Annotated in this window: 17 protein-coding genes, 1 tRNA gene and 1 riboswitch; of the genes, 4 read left to right on the forward strand and 14 right to left on the reverse strand. The window is 65.6% G+C overall.

Annotated elements, in window-relative coordinates; translation table 11 throughout:
• The first annotated feature begins 11 nt into the window (after positions 1-11).
• The 3 genes from SC1_RS00880 (at position 12) to SC1_RS00890 (ending at position 2,651) form a co-directional block, all read left to right on the forward strand.
• Complete coding sequence (locus tag SC1_RS00880) at positions 12-983, forward strand: magnesium and cobalt transport protein CorA (RefSeq protein WP_062176325.1); 972 nt, start codon at positions 12-14, stop codon at positions 981-983.
• A gap of 73 nt (positions 984-1,056) precedes the next feature.
• Positions 1,057-1,132, forward strand: a tRNA-Val gene (locus tag SC1_RS00885).
• 64 nt (positions 1,133-1,196) lie between these two features.
• The gene (locus SC1_RS00890; RefSeq protein ID WP_062176328.1) at positions 1,197-2,651 is read left to right on the forward strand and encodes an amidohydrolase family protein; all 1,455 of its coding nucleotides are present in this window, start codon (positions 1,197-1,199) and stop codon (positions 2,649-2,651) included.
• Here SC1_RS00890 and SC1_RS00895 read toward each other — a convergent pair.
• The 7 genes from SC1_RS00895 to SC1_RS21720 all read right to left on the reverse strand — a co-directional run bounded on the left by SC1_RS00895 (position 2,648) and on the right by SC1_RS21720 (position 9,682).
• On the reverse strand, positions 2,648-2,923 hold the full coding sequence (locus SC1_RS00895; RefSeq protein ID WP_062176332.1) for a hypothetical protein: 276 nt from the start codon (positions 2,921-2,923) through the stop codon (positions 2,648-2,650). The genes SC1_RS00890 and SC1_RS00895 overlap by 4 nt on opposite strands.
• A gap of 29 nt (positions 2,924-2,952) precedes the next feature.
• Positions 2,953-3,267, reverse strand: a complete 315-nt coding sequence (locus SC1_RS22330; RefSeq protein WP_062176335.1) for a ribosomal protein L7/L12 — start codon at positions 3,265-3,267, stop codon at positions 2,953-2,955.
• Positions 3,268-3,282: 15 nt separating this feature from the next.
• Positions 3,283-5,955, reverse strand: a complete 2,673-nt coding sequence (gene acnA, locus SC1_RS00905; RefSeq protein WP_062176338.1) for an aconitate hydratase AcnA — start codon at positions 5,953-5,955, stop codon at positions 3,283-3,285.
• Between the two features lie 242 nt (positions 5,956-6,197).
• Positions 6,198-6,575, reverse strand: a complete 378-nt coding sequence (locus tag SC1_RS00910; protein ID WP_062176341.1) for an acyl-CoA thioesterase — start codon at positions 6,573-6,575, stop codon at positions 6,198-6,200.
• Between the two features lie 16 nt (positions 6,576-6,591).
• Positions 6,592-8,895 (reverse strand): 5-methyltetrahydropteroyltriglutamate--homocysteine S-methyltransferase, encoded by a 2,304-nt coding sequence (gene metE, locus SC1_RS00915; RefSeq protein WP_062176344.1) that lies wholly within the window; start codon positions 8,893-8,895, stop codon positions 6,592-6,594.
• 116 nt (positions 8,896-9,011) lie between these two features.
• Positions 9,012-9,230: riboswitch (cobalamin riboswitch) on the reverse strand.
• A gap of 56 nt (positions 9,231-9,286) precedes the next feature.
• The gene (locus SC1_RS21430) at positions 9,287-9,457 is read right to left on the reverse strand and encodes a Flp family type IVb pilin (RefSeq protein ID WP_083435610.1); all 171 of its coding nucleotides are present in this window, start codon (positions 9,455-9,457) and stop codon (positions 9,287-9,289) included.
• Between the two features lie 27 nt (positions 9,458-9,484).
• A complete protein-coding gene (locus SC1_RS21720) occupies positions 9,485-9,682 on the reverse strand; it encodes a hypothetical protein (RefSeq protein WP_152682253.1) in 198 nt (65 codons plus the stop codon).
• A gap of 28 nt (positions 9,683-9,710) precedes the next feature.
• Here SC1_RS21720 and SC1_RS00920 point away from each other — a divergent pair, with 28 nt between their 5' ends.
• On the forward strand, positions 9,711-10,151 hold the full coding sequence (locus tag SC1_RS00920) for a RidA family protein (RefSeq protein ID WP_062176347.1): 441 nt from the start codon (positions 9,711-9,713) through the stop codon (positions 10,149-10,151).
• A gap of 9 nt (positions 10,152-10,160) precedes the next feature.
• Here SC1_RS00920 and SC1_RS00925 read toward each other — a convergent pair whose 3' ends face one another.
• The 7 genes from SC1_RS00925 to SC1_RS00955 all read right to left on the reverse strand — a co-directional run bounded on the left by SC1_RS00925 (position 10,161) and on the right by SC1_RS00955 (position 20,496).
• The gene (locus tag SC1_RS00925; RefSeq protein WP_062176350.1) at positions 10,161-11,348 is read right to left on the reverse strand and encodes a GGDEF domain-containing protein; all 1,188 of its coding nucleotides are present in this window, start codon (positions 11,346-11,348) and stop codon (positions 10,161-10,163) included.
• A gap of 101 nt (positions 11,349-11,449) precedes the next feature.
• Positions 11,450-12,460, reverse strand: a complete 1,011-nt coding sequence (locus SC1_RS00930) for a LacI family DNA-binding transcriptional regulator (RefSeq protein ID WP_062176353.1) — start codon at positions 12,458-12,460, stop codon at positions 11,450-11,452.
• 51 nt (positions 12,461-12,511) lie between these two features.
• Positions 12,512-13,510 carry a DUF2891 domain-containing protein gene (locus SC1_RS00935; RefSeq protein WP_062176356.1) on the reverse strand — a complete coding sequence of 333 codons (999 nt, stop codon included), beginning with the start codon at positions 13,508-13,510 and terminating at the stop codon, positions 12,512-12,514.
• A 110-nt stretch (positions 13,511-13,620) separates the two neighbouring features.
• Entirely contained in the window at positions 13,621-14,559 is a 939-nt protein-coding gene (locus SC1_RS00940; RefSeq protein ID WP_062176358.1) for a DUF979 domain-containing protein, read from the reverse strand.
• The gene (locus tag SC1_RS00945) at positions 14,556-15,227 is read right to left on the reverse strand and encodes a DUF969 domain-containing protein (protein ID WP_062176361.1); all 672 of its coding nucleotides are present in this window, start codon (positions 15,225-15,227) and stop codon (positions 14,556-14,558) included. Before SC1_RS00945 ends, SC1_RS00940 begins: the two co-directional genes overlap by 4 nt.
• A 57-nt stretch (positions 15,228-15,284) precedes the next feature.
• Positions 15,285-18,890, reverse strand: a complete 3,606-nt coding sequence (locus tag SC1_RS00950; protein ID WP_062176364.1) for a hydantoinase B/oxoprolinase family protein — start codon at positions 18,888-18,890, stop codon at positions 15,285-15,287.
• On the reverse strand, positions 18,874-20,496 hold the full coding sequence (locus tag SC1_RS00955) for a CHASE domain-containing protein (RefSeq protein WP_062176367.1): 1,623 nt from the start codon (positions 20,494-20,496) through the stop codon (positions 18,874-18,876). The genes SC1_RS00950 and SC1_RS00955 overlap by 17 nt, the downstream gene beginning before the upstream one ends.
• Between the last annotated feature and the right edge of the window lie 130 nt (positions 20,497-20,626).

The raw sequence follows: 20,626 nt of genomic DNA on the forward strand, positions 1-20,626 counted from the left end.
AGTTTCTGTCTATGCCGATCATGGCCGCCCGCGTTTATCATGATGGAAAGCTTGTTCGGGAACTGGGTCCGGACGAAGCGATTCCCGAAGATTGCGATCCGGGTGATTTCTTCTGGCTCGGCCTCTACGAGCCGACACCGGAAGAGCTTGCGGGCATAGCAAAGCGTTTCGGCCTCCACCCGCTGGCGGTCGAGGATGCGCTGAAGGCGAATCAATTGCCGAAGGTCGAAGCCTATGGCGACCAGTTGTTCCTGATCACGCGTACCGCCAATCTTGATGGCGATACGATCCAACCCGGCGAAACGGCTTTTTTCATCGGCCCGCATTTCTTCGTTAGCGTCCGCCACGGGTCGGCGCGTACGCACACGGACGTGCGCGCAAGACTCGAAAGCTTGTCGGCAAAGCTCGCGCATGGACCCGATTACGTCCTTTATGCCGTGCTCGATTTCATCGTCGACGGTTATTTCCCGGTGGTCGATGCGATCGAGGAGCGGATGCTGGGGGTCGAGGACAGCGTCATGGATACGCCGCTCGATGCCGCCGAAATTCGTCACCTTTACAAGCAACGGCACGAGATTATCCGCTTCCAGCGTCTCGTCGGGATGATGAAGGAGGTCGCGGGGCGCCTTGCGACCGATGATGAGCTGCCGAATATCGACCCCGTCGTGCGCCCATTTTATCGCGACATATGGGACCATGTGCAGCGCGCGGAATATCGGCTCGCCGGGCTGCGCGATATCGCTGCATCGGTGATCGAAACCAACGGCATGCTCGAACAACAGCGTCAGGGCGTGATCACGCGCCAACTGGCGGCTTGGGCGGCGATCCTGGCGGTGCCGACCGCGATTGCCGGCATCTATGGCATGAATTTCGATCATATGCCCGAACTTCGATGGGCCTTCGGCTACCCGCTGATCGTTGGCACCATGGGCGGCATCTGCCTGATGCTCTATCTTCGTTTCAAACGGATCGGCTGGCTCTGATCGCGTGAGGTCGCGCTTGCCAGCGGGCGCGGCTTATGGCAGGGGCGCACCTCCCGCATATGGCGACATTCGGGGGCGCTTAGCTCAGTTGGTAGAGCATCTCGTTTACACCGAGAGGGTCGGCGGTTCGAGCCCGTCAGCGCCCACCATCCTCCCCTTGTTGTATCGACCGCGACGGGGCTAAGGCATTTCCCGAGTCTGGAAAGGTCGCCCATGAAACAATTAGTCACTGCCCTTGCGTCGTCGTTGCTTGCCTTGACGTCCCCCGCCTTTGCCGCCCCGACGCAGGGCGATGTCATCATCCGCCACGTCACGATCATCGACGTCGAAGCGGCGAAGCCCGTGGCTGGGCAAGCGGTGGTACTGAAGGGTAACGATATTGTCGCGGTGGGCGACGACGCCGCGATCGCCAAAGGATGGCGCGCCGGGCGCACGGTCGAAGGCAAGGGGCGCTACCTGATCCCGGGATTGTGGGACATGCATGTGCATTTCGGCGGCGGCCCCGAACTGATCGAAGAGAATAAGGCGCTGCTGCCGCTCTATGTCGCGAACGGAATCACGACGATCCGCGACTGTTCGGGGGATTTGCCCGAACAGGTGCTTGCATGGCGCAGCGAAATTGCGAGCGGTAGCCTTTTCGGTCCGCGGCTCTTGACCTCGGGCGCGAAGATCGAGGGGATCGCACCGATATGGAAAGGAACGATCGAAGTCGGAAGCGAGGCCGATGTCGATGCAGCGCTCGAGCGTCTGAAAACGCGCGACAAGGTCGATTTCGTCAAGATCACCGACAGCACGCTGAAACCCGAGTTGTTTCTCTATGCGCTGGGGCGGGCGAAGGCGCTCGGGCTCAGGACTTCGGGCCATATCCCGATGGCGCTGACTACGGAGCAGGCGGTCGATGCCGGGATCAGCTCGATCGAACATCTCGACTATGCCTATAATGCGGGCGCGAAGGACGAAGCCGCGATTGCCGCCGATTTCGCCGCGAAGCGCATCGACCGCGCCGAGGCGAACCGTCGGCTCGATGCGGGGTTCGATCGCGAAACCGCGATGGCGGCCTATCGCCATTTCGCCGCGAAGGGCGTTTTTGTGACGCCGACGCTCAACGGCAGCCGCATCATCGCCAATCTCGATCGCGAAGATCATTCGAAGGATGCGGGCCTCGCCTATATCGGGCCGAAGCTGCGCAAGACCTATGACTGGCGGATCGAGCGCGCGGCAAAGGCCGACGCCGCGGCGATCGCGGCGCGGCACAAGCAGATCGAGGACGTAGCGACGATCCTGCCGATGCTCGCCAAAGCCGGCGTGCCGATCATCGCCGGGACCGACGCGGGTTTCCTCAACAGCTTCAATTACCCGGGCTTTGGCCTGCATGACGAGGTCGAACTGTTCCAGAAAAAGGGGTTGACCCCCGCGCAGGCGCTGGTCTCGGCAACGCGCGCGGGACCCGCGTGGTTCGGTCAGCTTGATCGCTATGGCGCGGTGAAACCCGGTATGGCGGCCGATCTGGTCCTGCTTCGCGCGAATCCGCTTGAGGATATTGCAGCAACGCGCGCGATCGATGCGGTGGTGATGCGCGGGGTCGTTCAGGACCGTCGAGCGATCGACAAGATGCTGTCCGACACGCGTGCGAAGGTCGCGGCGTGGAACGCGGCGGCCAAGCCCTAGGGAGTGATGGCGCGCGCCGCCCGCCGGCCGCGCCACACGGCCCATAAGGTGAATATCCCCATGCCGGCCCAGATGACGTTGAGGACGGCCGACGGGATCGCGCCGTTATACCCCGAATTGATGATGAATCCGCCCGCGCCCACCACGTTCATCCACTGATAGAGATAGCTGCGGCCATCGAGCCTGCCGATCGACAGCAGGACATAGGCAGCGAGGATGATTACGGCAGCGGTCCAGCCGATGACCTCGATCAGGATTTCGAGCGGACCCATCGCGTTTTCCTTTGTCAGTAAGAGCGCGCTTAGCGCAATGTCCGTTCGATAGCCTCGACGGCATCCTTGGCTTCGGAAAGCCGCATTCCCGTCAGGTCGCGCATCCGCTTGATCGCTTCGATCTTGCGGCCGCGGCGGATCATTTCGAGAATCTGGTCGTCGCTATGGACTTCGGTATGGACCTGTACGGTCACCGGTGCCGCGTCGATTTGCACGCTGCGGGGCGGGGAGGGCGCCCGCGGCGGCGGACCCGTCAGGTCGCGCGCGCCGCTGTCACGCCGCAGCGCCAGTACGAGGCCGGCGCCGCAGAGAAAGCCGAGGGCGAAGAGAAGAAGTCCGCTCATCGCCCCCGTGTATCATCAGGCCGCGAGCTTGCGCAGCACATAGTGCAGGATGCCGCCGTTCATATAATATTCGACCTCATTCGCCGTATCGATGCGGCAGAGCGTATCGAAGCTGAACGTCGACCCATCGGGGCGGGTGACGTTCACCGTGACCGTCTGGCGCGGCTTCAGGTCCGCGACGCCGGTGATGGTGAACTGGTCGTCGCCGGTCAGGCCCAGCGTCTCGCGGCTCTGGCCTTCGAGGAACTGCAGCGGCAGCACGCCCATGCCGACGAGGTTCGAACGGTGGATACGCTCGAAGCTTTCGACGATCACGGTGCGGACGCCGAGCAGGTTGGTGCCCTTTGCCGCCCAGTCGCGCGACGAGCCGGTGCCATATTCCTTGCCCGCGATAACGACGAGCGGGGTGCCGTCGGCCTTGTGACGCATCGCGGCGTCGTAGATCGGCATGACCTCCGAACCGTAGCGCGACATGCCGCCCTCGATGCCGGGGACCATTTCGTTTTTGATGCGGATGTTGGCGAAGGTGCCGCGCATCATAACGTCGTGGTGGCCGCGGCGGGCGCCGTAGCTGTTGAAGTCGGCCTTGCTAACCTGATGTTCCATAAGCCATTTTCCGGCCGGCGAGTCCGCCTTGATGCTGCCGGCAGGGCTGATGTGGTCGGTCGTGATGCTGTCGCCGAGGATCGCAAGCGGCTTGGCGTTCACGATATCCGACACCGGCGCCGGGGTCATCGTCATGCCCTCGAAATACGGCGGGTTGGCGACATAGGTCGAGCCCGCGCGCCACTGATATGTGTCCGAACCCTCGACCTCGATCTTCTGCCAATGCTCGTCGCCCTTGTAGACATGGGCATAGCGCGCCTCGAACATGTCGCGGTCGACCGCGCCCGCCACCGCCTCGGCAACTTCCAGATTGGTCGGCCAGATGTCGGCGAGGAATACGTCGTTACCCGACTGGTCCTGCCCGATCGGGGTGGTGGTGAAATCCTCGATCACCGTGCCCTTGAGCGCGTAAGCGACGACGAGCGGCGGCGAGGCGAGGAAGTTCGCGCGAACGTCGGGCGACACGCGGCCTTCGAAGTTGCGGTTGCCCGAAATCACCGCCGCGGCGACGAGGCCATTTTCGTTGATCGCCTTTGAAATCGGTTCAGCCAGCGGCCCCGAGTTGCCGATGCATGTCGTGCAGCCATAGCCGACGAGGTTGAAGCCGATATTGTCGAGATGCTTCTGCAGCCCGGCCTTGACCAGATAGTCGGTGACGACCTGCGACCCCGGGGCGAGCGAGGTTTTGACCCACGGCTTGGGCTTCAGCCCAAGCGCGTCGGCTTTCTTCGCGACCAGACCCGCGGCGACCAGCACGCCGGGGTTCGAGGTGTTGGTGCAACTCGTGATCGCGGCGATGGTGACGTCGCCGTCGCCAATGTCGAAATCCTTGCCCTCGACCGGAACGCGCGTCTGCGCCTTTTTATAGGTGTTCGCCATGTCGGCGTTGAACACATCGTCGACGTCGGGAAGCGAAACGCGGTCCTGCGGACGCTTCGGACCGGCAAGCGACGGCACGACGGTGGCAAGGTCGAGTTCGAGCGTGTCGGTGAACACGGGGTCCGCGGCACCCTCGACGATCCACAGGCCCTGTGCCTTGGCATAGGCTTCGACCAGCGCGATATTCTCGTCGCTGCGGCCGGTCAGGCGCATATAGTCGAGCGTCTTGTCGTCGACGCCGAAGAAGCCGCACGTCGCGCCATATTCGGGCGCCATATTAGCGAGCGTCGCGCGGTCGGCGAGCGACAGCGACGCGAGGCCGGGGCCGAAATATTCGACGAAACGGCCGACGACGCCCTTGGCCCGCAGCATCTGCGTCGCAGTGAGCACGAGGTCGGTCGCGGTGACGCCTTCCTTGAGCTTGCCGGTGAATTTGAAGCCGACGACTTCGGGGATGAGCATCGACACGGGCTGGCCAAGCATCGCGGCCTCAGCCTCGATCCCGCCGACGCCCCAGCCGAGCACGCCGAGGCCGTTGATCATCGTCGTATGGCTGTCGGTGCCGACGCAGGTGTCGGGATAAGCGACCGTCGTGCCGTCGGCGTCCTGGCTCGACCACACCGCCTGCGCGATATGCTCCAGATTGACCTGGTGGCAAATGCCAGTGCCCGGGGGCACCGCCTTGAAATTGTCGAGCGACTTCGAGCCCCATTTCAGGAAGTCATAGCGTTCACCGTTGCGATAATATTCGATCTCGACATTCTGTTCGAACGCCTTGGGATGACCGAATTCGTCGACCATGACCGAGTGGTCGATGACAAGGTGGACGGGGACGAGCGGGTTGATCTTGGTCGTGTCGCCGCCAAGCTTTGCGATCGCATCGCGCATCGCGGCAAGATCGACGACGCAGGGAACGCCGGTGAAATCCTGAAGCAGCACGCGCGCGGGGCGATACTGGATCTCGCGGTTCGAATGCGGGTCCTTTTGCCAGTCGACCAGCGCCTGCACGTCATCCTTTGACACGGTGAACCCGCCATCCTCGAAGCGGAGGAGGTTTTCGAGCAGTACCTTCATCGAGAAGGGCAGGCGCGAAACGTCGCCGAGCTTGGCCGCAGCCTTGTCGAGCGAATAATAAGCATAGCTTTTTCCGCCGACGTCGAGCGTCGAACGGGTTCCCAGCGTGTCGTGGCCGGTGGTGGTCATAGGATTGCAGTCCCCATGTTGGCGCGGCGGGGAATGACGGCCGATGCCCGTTCGGGAGAGCGGAGCTAAGCGGAGTCGCACGCGCAGGTTTATGTCCGCGCCGCCTTACGCCGAGGGTGGGGAAATGCAAGGGGGTGGGGGGAAGATTTGGCTCACGCGAAGGCGCGAAGACGCAAAGGAAAACCGCCGCGTTTCTACGCTCGTCACCCCGGATCAAGCCCGGGGTGACGAGGAAGGGGGGCTTAGCCGGATAGCGCCCGCACCGCCCTTGGTCGGCGGTCCGGGCCGACCGCGACGAAGATGAAGACCGCTTGCGTGACCTTGTGCGCCTCCTCGGCATGGCGGTCGCGAGCCCAGGCTTCGACCTCGACATGCATCGAGGTGCGGCCGACTTTTACAAGGCGGCCAAAGACCGAAACCTCGTCCCCAACGAAGACGGGACGGTGGAAGGACATGCCCTCCACCGAGATCGTCACCGCGCGGCCGCGCGCGTGGAGCGACGCGACCGACGAGGCGGCAAGGTCCATCTGGGCCATCAGCCAGCCACCGAAAATGTCGCCATAGACATTGGCGTTGGCGGGCATGGCAGTGACGCGGACGGCGGGCTGGCCCGCTGGCATGGCCTGATGCGCGGCATCACTTGGCAAGATAGGCCTCCTTCACCAGCGCGCGGGCGCGCATCGATTTGGCCGCGGCGACCATCGCGACCAGCGCGGGGCGCACCTCGTCCCACTTGCGCGTCTTGAGCCCGCAGTCGGGGTTCACCCAAATCTGCGCGGGCGGGACGTGCTTGGCGGCGAGCGTGAGCAGATCGGTCATCTCGCGCTCCGCCGGGATGCGGGGGCTGTGGATGTCATAGACGCCGGGGCCGACCTCGTTGGGATAGGCGTAGGAGGCGAAGGCGTCGAGCAACTCCATCTGTGAGCGTGCGGTCTCGATCGAGATGACGTCGGCGTCCATCGCGCCGATCGCGCGGATGATGTCGTTGAACTCCGAATAGCACATATGCGTGTGAATCTGCGTGTCGTCGCGCACGCCGGACGATGCGATGCGGAAGCTTTCGACCGCCCAGTCGAGGTAATGCTGCCATTCGCTGCGACGGAGGGGGAGGCCTTCGCGCAGCGCCGCCTCGTCGATCTGGATGATCGCGGCGCCGGCAGCCTCGAGGTCCTGTACCTCGTCGCGGATCGCGAGCGCGATCTGGCGGCAGCTTGTCGCGCGCGGCTGATCGTCGCGGACGAAGGACCAGTTCAGGATGGTGACGGGGCCTGTGAGCATGCCCTTCATCGGCAAGTCGGTCTGGTCCTGCGCAAAGCGCCACCAGTCGACGGTCATCGCCCGCGGGCGCGAGACGTCGCCATAGAGGATCGGTGGGCGGACGCAGCGCGAGCCATAGCTTTGCACCCAGCCGGCGCGGGTGAAGGCGAAGCCCGCGAGCTGCTCGCCGAAATATTGCACCATGTCGTTACGCTCGAACTCGCCGTGGACGAGGACGTCGAGGCCGACCTCCTCCTGCCATTTCACCGCGGCGCGCGTTTCGACGCGGAGATATTGGGCGTAAGCGGCGTCGTCGATATCGCCCTTGACGTGCGCGGCGCGCGCCTTGCGGACCTCTGCGGTCTGCGGGAAGCTGCCGATCGTCGTGGTGGGGTAGGCGGGGAGGTTCAGCCGGACCTGCTGCGCTTCGCGGCGGACGGCGAAGGGGGAGGTCCGGTGGGTGGCGCCGGCGTCGAGGGCGGCGAGGCGCTGCGCCACCTGCGCGTCGTGGATCTTGGGCGAGGTCCGGCGTGCGACCGCGGCGATGCGCGAGGCGGAGAAGGCGGCGAAGCTTGCGTCCTCGCCTTCGTTCAGCGCCTTGGCCAGCGCGGCGAGTTCCTCCACCTTCTGCGCGGCGAACGCCAGCCACTGGGCGATTTCGGGATCGAGGCCGGTTTCGAGCGCGAGGTCGACGGGGACGTGGAGGAGCGAGCATGAGGGCGCGAGGATGACGTCGCGCCTGGCCGCAAGTTCCTTGAGGCGCCAATAGAGGTCGGGGAGGTTGGCGCGCCAGATGTTGCGGCCGTCGATGACGCCGAGCGAGAGGAGGACATGCGGCTGGAGCTTCGCCAGCGCGGGGGCGAGCTGATCCGGCGCGCGGACGAGATCGAGGTGCAGGCCGTGGACGGGAAGGTCCGCGACGAGATCGAGATTGTCGCCGAGGCCGCCGAAGTAAGTGGTGAGCATCAGCTTGGGCCCGCGCGTCGCGAGCCGGGCGTAGGCGCGCTCGAAGGCGGTGCGCTGGTCGCCCGTCAGGTCGAGGACGAGGCAGGGCTCATCGATCTGGACCCAGTCGGCACCAAGCGCGGCGAGGCGAGCGAGAATCTCTGCATAGGTGTCGAGGAGCTGGGGCAGCAGGGCGAGCGGCTCGACCGCCTTGCCCTTGGCGAGCATCAGATAGCTGACGGGGCCGAGCAGGACGGGGCGCGTCGCATGGCCGAGCGCCTTGGCTTCCGCAAACTCGTCAAAGATCTTGGTCGAGGCGATGCGGAAGGTCTGGCCGGCGGTGAGTTCGGGGACGAGGAAATGATAGTTGGTGTCGAACCATTTGGTCATTTCCATCGCGGTCGTATCGCCGCCGCAGCAGGCGTTCTGCGCGCCGCGCGCCATCGCGAAATAGAGGTCAGGGTCGACGGTGTCGGCTGCCCAGTCGTAGCGCGGAGGGATAGCACCCACGAGCGCCGAGGTATCGAGCACATGGTCATAGAGCGAGAAGTCGTTCGAGGGCAGGATGTCGGCGCCGAGCGCTTTTTGCCGCGTCCAGTGGAGCGCGCGCAGCCCCGCGGCGGCGGTTTGCAGGTCGGTGAGGGAGGATTTCCCGGCCCAATAGCTTTCGAGCGCGAATTTGAGTTCACGGCGGAGGCCGATGCGGGGGAAGCCGAGAGTGGCGACGCTGACAGTCATTCTTCAAGCACCTTGCAAGGAGCAAGGCGCCGGGCAGACGCGAACGCACAGGATTCCACGCCCGCGAAGCAAGGTCGGGCGCAGCCATGCATGCGGCCTGACCGGACACCCCGCCGGAGGACGTTATCTGACGAGGCAGGTCTCCTGGCTCGCGGGTCAATGCTGCGGTCTGGCCTTCCCGGTTCCTTGCCGAACCAGTGACACGTAACGACCGCCGCTCGCCGCTTACAGTTGCGGGGGCAGCGCCGGAATTGCCCCTTTGCGAGGCGCACCGGCTTCCCGTCTTAGCTTCGCGGCGCATGACGACGCGAAGAACCTCGACAGCTTTCAGGATAGAGGCCGCTCAGTGATTGTCAACAGACATATAAAGAATTCTTTATATGATGTAGGATTATCGGTTCAGCGCCTCGTCGATCGTCGTGAAGATAGATTCGAGACTGAGCCCGAGCATCTGGAAGGCGATGATGCACGCGAGCGAGATCAGCGCGGCGATCAGCCCATATTTGATCGCGGTCGCGCCGCGTTCGTCGCAGAGGAGGTTCGATGGTCGTCGGGTCCGCATGTTTCTGTTCCCTTGTCTCTGTTCCGTTCATGGTCCCGCGCGGGGAATAGCTTGGCGGGACTGCGGCTTTTCCTGCGGAAGAGGATTAATGGCCTGATAAGCGAAGAAAATCATGGTCGGTCTGTAGGGGGCCGGTTCGTGGCCGGTGACGAAGGGCTGGCCTTCGCGACCGTCCGCTGTCAGGTTCGCGGGCGTGGTTGGATCGAGACGGGGGATGCGGATCATGCGAGGGGCGATGCCAAGGATGGTGGGAATGGCGCTGGTGGCGGGGCTGTGCGCCGGGTCGGCGGGCGCGCGCGAGGCGGGATCGGTGCTGATGCCCGAAAATGCGGAAGCGCGCGCGTTTCAGGAGGCGGTGGGCTATGCCGATGCGGTGATCGCCGGCGACACCATCTATCTGTCGGGGGTGGTCGCGGCGCCAGCGAAGGGCGAGAGCGATCTGGCGCCTGGGTATGAGCGCGCTTTCAAACATATCGCCGCGACGCTGGCGCGCGCGGGCGCGAGCTGGGACGATGTCGTCGACATCACGACCTTTCACACCGACCTTGCCGCGCATATCGACGGCTTTGCGGCGGTGAAGAACAATTATGTCAAGGCGCCCTTTCCGGCGTGGACCGCGATCGGCGTGTCGCGACTGTACGAACCGACCGCGGTCGTCGAGATCAAGGTGGTGGCGGTGCGGCGCGCGAAATAGCGCGGCGGCTCAGCCGCCATTCGCGGTAAGGCGCACGGGCTTCGGCGTATAGGAGCGCACGCGGTTGCGGCCGGTGCGCTTGGCTTCGTAGAGCGCCTGATCGGCCTCGTGCATCAGTGCGGCGAGGTTGGTGCCACCGCCGGGCGTCCCGACTGCGATGCCGAAGCTCGCGGTCGGGCAGAGGCTGGCGGGGATGCGGTCGGCGCAGGCGGCCTGAAGGCCGGTGCGCACCGCTTCGGCGAGCTGGCGCGCCGACTCGATCCCCGCGCCGGGGACGAGCAGCGCGAACTCCTCTCCGCCGATGCGGCCCGCGACCATAGCTGCGGGGCCGATCAGCCGGACATGCGCGCCGAAAGCGGCGATGATCGCGTCACCGACCGCGTGACCGTGATTGTCGTTGATGCGCTTGAAATGATCGAGGTCCGCGACGAGCAGCGCGACGGGGCGCGCTTCGTCCTGGCAGCGACGAAGCGCGGTTTCGGCCTGCGCCTCGAACCCGCGGCGGTTGAGCAGGCCCGAAAGATTGTCATAGTCGGCCTGACGGCGCAGCTCGGCGATCTGGTCGATCGCAACCGCGACCATCAGGCTGATCGCCGCGACGATCGACACCATCGCCTGCGTGAACTGGACGGTGGTCCAATAGATTGACTGCTGGAAGCCGACATAATTGTCGAAACCGCCGCGTAGCGAAAGCAGGACGACGGGTCGGACGATGAGGTTGAGCGCCGAAAAGGCGGCGACCCAGAACAGCACGCGGTCGATCAGGTGGCGCTTTTCGACCGGCCAGAGCGCGATGACGACCATGGTCGCGATGATACCCGCGCCGGTGCTGATCGTCAGGATGCGCGCGGCGATGCTCGGTCGGCCGAGAAGGAACCAGACGAAGATGGTGGTGGAGACGGCCGCGGTGATGCCCATCGCGCGCCAGGGGACGGGGAGGTCGTAGCGTTTGATGATCGCGGCGGCGAAGAGCATGCCGGTCGCGAGGAAGCCGACATTCGCGGGTAGGCGCTGCAGTTCCATCGGCAACACCGGGCCGACGTCCTGGATCAGGAAGGCGAGGGCCGAAGCCGTATAGGCGGCGGCGGCATAAGCGACGTAGCGCTCGCGGCGGTTGAGCCACAGCAGGAAAAAGGCGGTGGCGAACAGGAAGCCGATGCCCGGGTTGAGCAGCGAGATGAAAAATTGTCCGTTCACACTACCGCTTTCTGCCCCCGCCCCGATGGGTAGCAGAGACACGGATAACGAAGCGTTACTTTTCGGGGAGTTAAGTCACGGTAACCCGGTGCGGACAGGGCTCAGGCGGTGCCGCGCACGACGAGATGGACGGGGATGCGCGTGCCGCTGCGCGTATGCTCGTCGTCCTCGAGCGCCATCGCGACGAGCGCCTCGCCCGCGGCATCGAGGTCGGGCTCCAGCGTGGTGAGCGCGGGGTCGGCGAGCGTACCGGCGCGGATGCCGTCGAAGCCGATCAGCGCGACATCCTGCGGAACGCGGCGCCCCGCATCCTTGAGCCCCTGCAGCACGCCGAGCGCGAGCATGTCGGACGCGGCGAAGATCGCGTCGGTTTCGGGGTGCGCCTCCAGCAGCGCCTGCACCGCGGCTACGCCCTGCGCGTGGCGGTCGGCGGCGGCCGGCGGCTCGGCGACGATGGGGGTGAGGCCGTGCGTGCCAAGCGCGGCGGTAAAGCCGTCGCGGCGTTCGTCGAACTGGCGCTGCGGCGATTGCTGCGGCCCGACGAAGGCGATGTGGCGGCGGCCGTCGCGTACGAAATGTTCGGCGGCGAGTTGGCCGCCGATGTCGTTTTCGCTGCGCATCCAGTGGAAGGGACTGCCCGGGCTGCCCCAGCAGACGAAGTCGAGGCCGGAGGCCTGCGCCTCGGCGAAATATTTCCACGCTTCTCGGTTGCTGGTCGTGCCGATGACGATCATCGCGTCGGCGAGCCCCGAGGCGACGAAATCGGCGCGGAAATTGTCGGCATTTTCCTGAAAGGAAACGAGCAGGTTGAACCCGCGCGCCGAGGTGGCGGCCGCGATGCTGCCCAGAAGCGCGAAATAGAATGGATTGATCGCGCTGCGGTCCTCGCCGGGGCGGCAGATGGTAACGAGCGCGATCGTCTCGCTGCTCTTGAGCCGCAGCGACGAGGCGTGACGGTCGACGACATAACCCAGCTCGCGCGCCGCGGCCGAGACGCGCGCGCGTGTCTCGGCATTGACGCCCGGGCTGTTGCGGAGAGCGCGTGACACCGTCGATTGGGAAACCCCGGCGCGTTCGGCGACGTCGAACGAGGTCGGGCGCAGCGTCTTCATTGGCAGTCCTTCATCCCTTTGCGCCGTCCTTCGCCGCGAGGGCGGGGCTTGTCAATCGGCGAGGCCGTCGAGCGCCAGCAAAGCAAAGCTCGCGAGCCAATGTTCGCCCATATAGTCGCCGGTGACATGCGGGAGCGCGGCGGCGAGGTGGCGCTGCGCCGCGGCTTCGGCGACGGGGCTGACGGGATGGTCGGCGCCGAGCCCGGCGGCGATCGCGCGCCAGCTCCACGCGCGGCTGAGATTGAGGCCGTCGAGATGCGCGATCTTGCCGTCGCTGCGGTCGGAGACGGTGGCGGGCATGAAAAGCGTCGCGGGCTGCTCGGCGGTGGCGCGAGGGAGGAAGGCGTCGAACCATGGCGTGAAATCTTCGCATAGGACAACGGCCATCAGATGCGCTTCGGTGAGCGCGGAGGAGAGGAATTCGTCACCGCCGGGTTCCCATGCCTGACAGTCGCGATCATCGGCGAACCAGCCGCGCGCGCGGGCGTCGATGAGGGTGACCAGCGCGGGATCGCGGGTTTCGGCCCAGTGGCGCGCGAGAAGGAGCGCAAAGCTGATGTTGAAATGGGTGCCGACGCGCAGCGGATAGGTGAGCTTGGGGAGGAACGCGTGGAAGCGCGCGGCAAAGGCGGCGGCAAGCGGTTCGAGCGCGGTGGCCCAAGGGGCGTCGTGACGCTCGGTCTCGGCGTGGAGTGCGAGCAGCCAAGCCCAGCCATAGGGGCGCTCGAAGCCCGCAGCATAGGGGCGTTCGAGATAGGCGAGTTCACCGGCCACCTTCCCAGGCACGAGCATTTCGTCGGCGCGGGCGCGGATATCGGCGGAGATCGGCAGATCGGGGAAGCGGCGCGCGAGGCGAAGTATCTGCCACCAGCCATGGACGCAGCTATGCCAGTCAAAGCTGCCATGAAAGATCGGGTGGTGCTCGCGCGGCGGCCTCGCATCCTCAGGGCCGTTCAGCACAAGGTCCATCTTGTACGGATATTCGCGGCCGAGATGCGCGAGGGTCGCGTTGGCGAAGCGGGCGGCGTGGTCGGGGGTGAGAATGGTCATTCCATATCCTGTGGTCATCATTGCGACCCCGGCGAAAGCCGGGGGAAACAATTCAGAGCGGTTTACGCATGCTCTGGATTGCCGCGTCGCTTCGCTCCTCGCAATGATGATTAAAAGGCAAATAGCCAGATGAAGACGATGTTCACGGCCAGCAATGGGAGTGCCGTTCCGATTTGCGCCTTGATCACGCCATAGGGGTTTTTGAGTTCGAGCAGCGCGGCGGGGACGAGATTGAAGTTGGCGGCCATCGGGGTCATCAGCGTGCCGCAGAAGCCCGCTAGCATACCGATCGCCGCGACGACCGCTGGGTCGCCGCCATATTGCTTGATGAGCAAGGGCATGCCGACCGCGGCGAGCATGACGGGGAAGGCGGCGAAGGCATTGCCCATCACCATCGTGAAGAGCGCCATGCCGAGCCCGAAGGCGAGCGTCGCGCCGAACAGGCTGCCTTCGGGGATTGTGGTGCCGATGAGGTCGCCGACCACCTCGCCGACGCCCGCGAGCGCGAAAACCGCACCTAGGCTGGCGAGCATCTGCGGCAGGATCGCGGCCCAGCCGACCGCGTCGAGCAGACGGCGTCCCTGCTGAAGCGGGAGCAGGGGAGGCGGTTTGAGCCGCGCCATGCCGACGGCGAGCGCGATGAGAACGCCGATCGCGAGCGAGATCAGTGTCGCCTGTTTGGGGTCGGCAAGACCGGGGACCCATTTGAAGAGGAACGTGCCTGCGAGAGCGACCGCGGGGATGATCAGCGCGACCAGGAGCAGGAAGGGGCCGTGTTTTGCGGCGCGTTCGGTCTGGACGTCGGCGGGGACGTCGCCGTCCGGCGCGCGGCCGATCTGCCCGGTGCCGGCGATCGCGACGAGCGCAAGGACCAAAAGGCCGTTGCCGAAGTCGCCGAGCCGGTCGCCCGCTAGCATCGACAGGGCAAGCAGGCCCCAGAAGGCGGCGTTGCCGAAACGCTTGGGGTTGCTGCGGTCCTGAAGGCCGAGGATCGCAAATAGTGCGAAGGTCAGTCCCGCGAGGACATAGACGAAGCCGAGCGTGATCATGCGCTGGCCTCCTTCTTCGCCATGCGCCGTTCGAGGCGGCGAAGGCGGAAGCCGTGGATCAGGAAGGCGGCAATCGCGGTCGGGATGGCCCAGAGCGAGAAGTGCAAAGGTTCGATCTGATAGCCATAGCCTTCGAGCACGCCCTTCATCAGCAGGATCGATCCGATCGCGAGGAAGATATCCTCGCCGAAAAAGAGCCCGATATTGTCGGTGGCGGCGGAGAAGGCCTTAACCTCTTCGCGCTGATCGTCGGTCAGCGCATCGTTCTTTGCCTCGGCGGCGGCTTCGGCCATCGGCGCGACGAGCGGCCGGACGGTCTGCGGATGGCCTGCGACCGAGGTCAGGCCGACCGCCGCCATCGCCTGACGCAGCAAGAGATAGGATGTGAGCAGGCGGCCGAGCGTCGCGCCCTTCATGCGGCCGATGAGCGTGCGGGCGTGTTGCTGAAGGCCGTAAGCTTCGAGGAGGCCGATGACGGGCAGGACGATCCAGACGATCGAGACATAGCGTGTGTCGTTGAACGCCTTGCCGAAGGCGGCGATGATCGCACTTATGTCGAGCCCCGCGGCAAGCCCGGTCGCGAGCGCCGAGGCCATGATTACGAGCAGCGGATTGAAGCGGAGCAGAAAGCCCGCGATGATGATGAGGATGCCGATCAGGACGAGCATGATCGATATCCCTTCACTCCGTCATCCCCGCGTGGGGTAGACCGTGCTGTCGCCAAATTATCTCTCCCTAGGGTTCCCATAACCGCCGCCGCCCGGCGTTTCGATCACGAAGGCATCGCCCGCGGCAAGCTCTGCGCTGCCGGTGGCGGCGAGCATTTCGACCCGGCCGTCGGCGCGCTCGACCCAGTTGCGGCCGGGGGCGGCGTCGGCGCCGCCTGCGAGACCTTTCGGTGCGATCTGACGGCGGTTCGCAAGGATATTTGCGGCCATCGGCTCGCGGAAGCGGATACTGCGGGTGGCGCCGTCGCCGCCGTGCCATTGACCCGCGCCGCCCGAACCTTGGCGGATCGCAAATTGCTCGACGATGACCGGGAAGCGCGTTTCCATGACTTCGGGGTCGGTCATGCGGCTGTTGGTCATATGCGTCTGGATGACGCTGGTACCGTCGAAGCCGGGCCCGGCGCCCGAGCCCCCGGCGATGGTCTCGTAATATTGGTACGCTTCGTTGCCGAAGGTGAAATTGTTCATCGTCCCCTGCGCGGGGGCCATCGCGCCGAACGCGGCGAAGAGCGTATCGGTGATGACCTGGCTGGTCTCCACATTGCCCGCGACGACCGCGGCGGGATAGCGGGGAGACAACATCGAATTATCGGGGACGATCAGCGTGACCGGGGCAAGGCAGCCTTCGTTCATCGGGATCGGGTCGTCGAGCATGGTGCGGAGGACATAAAGCACTGCAGCGCGGACGACGGGTGTGGGCGCGTTGAAATTGTCGGGTAGCGTTGCCGACGACCCGGTGAAGTCGATCGTGACGTGGCGCGCTTCGCGGTCGACCGTCACCGCAACTGCAACCTCGGCGCCATTGTCCATCGCATAGGTGAACCGGCCGTCGCCGAGGCCTGCAATGAGTTGGCGCACCGCCGCTTCGGCCTGTCGCTGGCCGTGCGCCATATAGGCGGCGACGGTCGCGGCGCCGTGCCGGGCCGAGAGGTCGGCAAGGGCGCTTGTGCCGCGCTGGCAGGCCGCGACCTGCGCCTTGAGGTCGGCGATATTGAGCGCCGGGTTGCGGGCGGGGTAATCGCCCGTGATCAGGTGTGCGTGGACTTCGGCGTCGAGGAAGTTGCCGTCGTCGACGATCAGCTTGTTGTCGAAGAGGATACCTTCGTCGTCGATGCTGCGGCTGTTGGGTGGCATCGAGCCGGGGGCGATGCCGCCGAGATCGGCGTGATGGCCGCGCGCGGCGACGAAGAAGCTGGGTGCATCATCCCCGCCATTTTCTTTGGCGACGAATACCGGCATGATGACAGTGATGTCGGGCAGGTGGGTGCCGCCATCATAAGGGGCGTTGAGGGCGTAAGCGTCGCCCCTGCGAATGCCGCGGCCGTCGCTGGTCCGCTGTCGAAGGATGGTGCGGACGCTTTCGCCCATCGAACCGAGATGCACCGGCATGTGCGGTGCGTTGGCAACGAGGCGGCCTTCGCCGTCGAAGATCGCGCAGGAAAAATCGAGCCGCTCGCGGATGTTGATCGACGAGGCGCTGTGCTGGAGAGCGCCGCCCATTTCCTCGGCAATCGCCATGAACAGGCTGTTGAAGATTTCGAGGCGGATCAGATCGGGGCTAATCAGGTCGTCGGCGGTGACGGCGTGGGTTTCGGCGCCTCGGGTGCGGGTGAGGAGTAAGGTGCCTTCTCTCTGGACCTCGGCACGCCAGCCCGGTTCGACGATCGTGGTCGAGAGCGTGTCGATGATGATCGCGGGTCCGGCGAGGGCGCGGCCGGGGGCGAGCGCAGCGCGCTGGTGCAGCGGGACTTCATGCGGGGCGCCGGCGAGCCAGGAGGTAATCATCTCGGGCGCGGTCTCGGTCGGTGGCGTGGCCGGCGGGAGTGTCGCGGGGGCGTCGCCCGCCTCGGTCAATTCGACACGGATCCGGTCGACCACCAGATTGTCGTGCGGCGCATAGCCGAAGCGCTGGCGGAAGGCGGCGGCGAAGGCTTGCCTGACCTCGGCGGGCGAGGCTAGCGGAAGTTCGATCGCATTATCGCTGTCGGCCAGGCGGACGAAGAGCAGGGTTTCGCGCGTCGTTGCTGCGCCGGGCGCAAGGTCGGCGCGGGCTTGTTCCGCCAGCTCGCTTTCGGTGGCAGCCAGCGTGGCCGCGCAATGCTCGTCGAGCTTCAGCGCCAGCGTGCGTTCGCGGATCGACGAGGGTTTGGCGAGGCCCATGCCATAGGCCGAGAGCACCCCCGCGAGCGGGTGGAGCAATATTTCGTCGATGCCGAGCGCGTCGGCGACGAGGCAGACATGCTGTCCCGCCGCGCCGCCAAAGCCGACGAGGCTGTAGCCTTGTGTCACGTCGTGGCCCCGCGCGATGGTGATGCGTTTGATCGCGTTCGCCATCTGCTGCACCGCGATGGCGAGCAAGCCCTCGGCAAGGGCTTCGGGCGTGATGCCTCCGACATCGGCCGCCATGGCGGCGAATTTTTCCACCACGACGGCGCGGTCCAACGGCTGATCGCCGTTCGGTCCGAAGAGTTTGGGGAAATGTTCGGGCTGTATCTTGCCGAGCAGGACATTGCAGTCGGTGACTGTGAGCGGGCCGCCGCGGCCATAGGCAGCGGGGCCGGGGTTCGCACCGGCGCTTTCGGGGCCGACGAGCAGGCGCGTGCCGTCCCAGCGGCAGATCGAGCCGCCGCCCGCCGCGACTGTGTGGATGCGTAGCATCGGCGCGCGGATGCGCGTGCCCGCGACGATGGTCTCGTTATCGCGTTCGAGGTGGCCGGCATAATGGCTGACGTCGGTCGAAGTCCCGCCCATGTCGAAGCCGATCAGGCGGTCCTTGCCGAGCGGCGCCGCGCTGCCGACCATGCCGACGATGCCGCCGGCGGGGCCGGAGAGGATTGCGTCGCGGCCGTGGAAAGCGGCGGCAGAGGCGAGGCCGCCCGAGCTCTTCATGAACTGGGGAGCGACGCCGTCCCCCAATTGCGCCACGAATTGATCGACATAGTGGCGTAGCACGGGCGAGAGATAGGCGTCGGCGAGCGTCGTGTCGCCGCGCCCGACGAGCTTGATGAGGGCGCTGACGTCGTGGCTCGTCGAAATCTGGGTGAAGCCGAGCTCGGATGCGATGGCTGCGAGGCGCTGCTCGTGCTCGGGGTATCGGTAACCGTGCATCAGCACGATCGCGATACTGGTGAGGCCCTTGCCGCGGGCGGCTTGCAGCGCCGAGCGGGCCTGCTCCTCGTCGAGCCGAATCAGGACATCGCCATCGGGGCCGATGCGCTCGGCGATCTCGGCCACCGCCGCGTGGGGCGGGGGCGTGCGATCGAGCCGCCTCGCGAACAGTTCGGGGCGGTCCTGATAGCCGATCGTCAGCGCGTCACCGAAGCCCGACGTGATCGCGAGCAGGGTCGCCTCGCCCTTGCGTTCGAGGAGCGCGTTGGTTGCCACCGTCGAGCCCATGCGGATGGCGAGCGGAGGAAGCGCGCCGGCGCTGGCGCCGGTGAGATCGCGGATCGCATTGACCGCGGCGTCGCCCGGGCGCGCCGGGTCCTCGCTCAAATATTTGGTGGTGACGACCGTGCCGTCGGGGCGGCGCGCGACGACGTCCGTGAAGGTGCCGCCGCGATCGATCCAGATGTGCCAGCGCTTGTCAGTTGGGGATGCCATTGTCCGGCCATCGAATGACGATGGCGAGGCGGTTGTCAACCGCGGTGCGTTCCCAGCTGCCCTTGAGCTGCCGCTCGATGAGTGTGCGGATGAACCGCGTGCCGAAGCTTTCGCTTTCGATATGCGGCGTTTCGGCAAGGTCGGCTTCGACCCAGTCGAGTTCGATATGTCCATCGTCGCGGTGCCAGCCGACGGTGAGGCGGCCCTTGCCCGCGAGCGCGCCATATTTGATGCTGTTGGTGACGAATTCGTGGATCGCGAGCGACAGCGCCTGTGCGCCTTCGTCGTCGAGACGGACCTCGGGCCCTGCGATGGCGGCAAGTTGTTCGGCCGAGACGCCCGCGAGTTCGAGTTCGCGGTGGACGATCCGCCCCAGATCGACGCTGTCCACCGCGCCGGTGACGAGCATCTGCTTGGCGTCGGAGAGCGCGCGCATGCGGCCATCGAACCGCGCCTCAAACTCCTCGAGCGTAGCAGATTCGCGGAGCGTTATGCGCGCGAGCGCACCGATGCGTGCGAAGGCGTTCTTCATCCGGTGCGCCATCTCGCCGATCATCAGTTCGCGATCCTCGGCGTGCCGCGCCTTTTCCTCTGCAAGCGCCTGTGCCTCACCGACGCGGCGCTGCTGGACGCGATGGAGCTGCGTCGCGAGTAACGCCAGCGCGAGACCGAACAGAAAGATGCCAAGCGGTCGGCCGAGCCGTTCGAGCAGGCGACCATATGAGATACGCATCGTCCACTGGCGATCGGCGATGCGCAGCATCTGTTCCTGCGCGTCCCAGCCCATCTTGCCGTGCCGGAACACGATCGGTGCCGACGGGCCGGCGCCGGCGCGAATTTCGAGCCCGTTGATCTGGCCGAGCTGCGGCCCGAGTATGGCCTTCATCATGTCATTGATGCGGAAGGGGGCATAGATGAAAGCTTCGATCGGCCGGACGCCTGGCGCCGTCGCGGTCAAGCCCGCCGCGGTGTCGCTGGCCATTCCCCGAGCATAGACGGGAAGATAGATGAGAAATCCCGGCTGCTTGACCTTTGCGGCGCGTTCCTGCGCGAGATGGACGATGCCGCTCGCGGCGGGGCGACCGGTCTGCCAGGCGCGGCGCATCGCTTCGCGGCGCACGGGTTCGCTATACATGTCGAAACCGAGTGCGACGTGGCGGCGGGGTGTATAGGGCTCCACGAGCACGACGGCGAAGCCGACCGGCTGGCCAGTCTCGCCCCACACCTTGATGTCCTCGCCGTAATTTTCCTTGAGTCGCGCTTCGAGTTCGGCTGGCGCTCCGGCACGCATTGCGGCCGCGATACCGATTCCTTCCATGCCGGGCGAATGGACCTGCGGTTGAAGCGCGCCGAGATAGGCGCGGATGCCGGGGCCGCTGGCGGCGGCGTCGGACTGATAGAGCGCGCGCACGCCTTCGAGGATCGCGACATGGTCGCGCAGCCGCATGTTGAACTGCGCCGCGACGCGTTCGGCCTGGTCGGCTTCTTCGGCCTGATTATAGAGGAAGCTGGCACTGGCCGCGACGATGGTCGCAAACAGAATGACCAGCCCGACGAACCGGACCAGCAGCGCCAGCAGCCGATCTGCCCATGTGGAAGGGCGCATTGAAGATATCCCGCCTGTGGCCGCCGCAGCAGCGTCCCCCTCCAAGGCCTGATGTTTCACGCGGAGGGACTGATAGCAAGTTAATTTCATTCCGTTCCGGCCGCATCGCGAGGCCGGTTGCAAGTAAAAA

The sequence above is a fragment of the Sphingopyxis sp. C-1 genome (assembly GCF_001047015.1).
Taxonomy (GTDB): Bacteria; Pseudomonadota; Alphaproteobacteria; order Sphingomonadales; family Sphingomonadaceae; genus Sphingopyxis.

What these genes read in the sequence shown, in the direction of transcription:
- SC1_RS00880 (WP_062176325.1), top strand. Translation starts at nt 12, where the DNA reads ATGCCGATCATGGCCGCCCGCGTTTATCATGATGGAAAGCTTGTTCGG.
- SC1_RS00890 (WP_062176328.1), top strand. Translation starts at nt 1,197, where the DNA reads ATGAAACAATTAGTCACTGCCCTTGCGTCGTCGTTGCTTGCCTTGACG.
- SC1_RS00895 (WP_062176332.1), bottom strand. Translation starts at nt 2,923, where the DNA reads ATGGGTCCGCTCGAAATCCTGATCGAGGTCATCGGCTGGACCGCTGCC.
- SC1_RS22330 (WP_062176335.1), bottom strand. Translation starts at nt 3,267, where the DNA reads ATGAGCGGACTTCTTCTCTTCGCCCTCGGCTTTCTCTGCGGCGCCGGC.
- acnA (WP_062176338.1), bottom strand. Translation starts at nt 5,955, where the DNA reads ATGACCACCACCGGCCACGACACGCTGGGAACCCGTTCGACGCTCGAC.
- SC1_RS00910 (WP_062176341.1), bottom strand. Translation starts at nt 6,575, where the DNA reads ATGCCAGCGGGCCAGCCCGCCGTCCGCGTCACTGCCATGCCCGCCAAC.
- metE (WP_062176344.1), bottom strand. Translation starts at nt 8,895, where the DNA reads ATGACTGTCAGCGTCGCCACTCTCGGCTTCCCCCGCATCGGCCTCCGC.
- SC1_RS21430 (WP_083435610.1), bottom strand. Translation starts at nt 9,457, where the DNA reads ATGCGGACCCGACGACCATCGAACCTCCTCTGCGACGAACGCGGCGCG.
- SC1_RS21720 (WP_152682253.1), bottom strand. Translation starts at nt 9,682, where the DNA reads ATGATCCGCATCCCCCGTCTCGATCCAACCACGCCCGCGAACCTGACA.
- SC1_RS00920 (WP_062176347.1), top strand. Translation starts at nt 9,711, where the DNA reads ATGGCGCTGGTGGCGGGGCTGTGCGCCGGGTCGGCGGGCGCGCGCGAG.
- SC1_RS00930 (WP_062176353.1), bottom strand. Translation starts at nt 12,460, where the DNA reads ATGAAGACGCTGCGCCCGACCTCGTTCGACGTCGCCGAACGCGCCGGG.
- SC1_RS00935 (WP_062176356.1), bottom strand. Translation starts at nt 13,510, where the DNA reads ATGACCATTCTCACCCCCGACCACGCCGCCCGCTTCGCCAACGCGACC.
- SC1_RS00940 (WP_062176358.1), bottom strand. Translation starts at nt 14,559, where the DNA reads ATGATCACGCTCGGCTTCGTCTATGTCCTCGCGGGACTGACCTTCGCA.
- SC1_RS00945 (WP_062176361.1), bottom strand. Translation starts at nt 15,227, where the DNA reads ATGCTCGTCCTGATCGGCATCCTCATCATCATCGCGGGCTTTCTGCTC.
- SC1_RS00950 (WP_062176364.1), bottom strand. Translation starts at nt 18,890, where the DNA reads ATGGCATCCCCAACTGACAAGCGCTGGCACATCTGGATCGATCGCGGC.
- SC1_RS00955 (WP_062176367.1), bottom strand. Translation starts at nt 20,496, where the DNA reads ATGCGCCCTTCCACATGGGCAGATCGGCTGCTGGCGCTGCTGGTCCGG.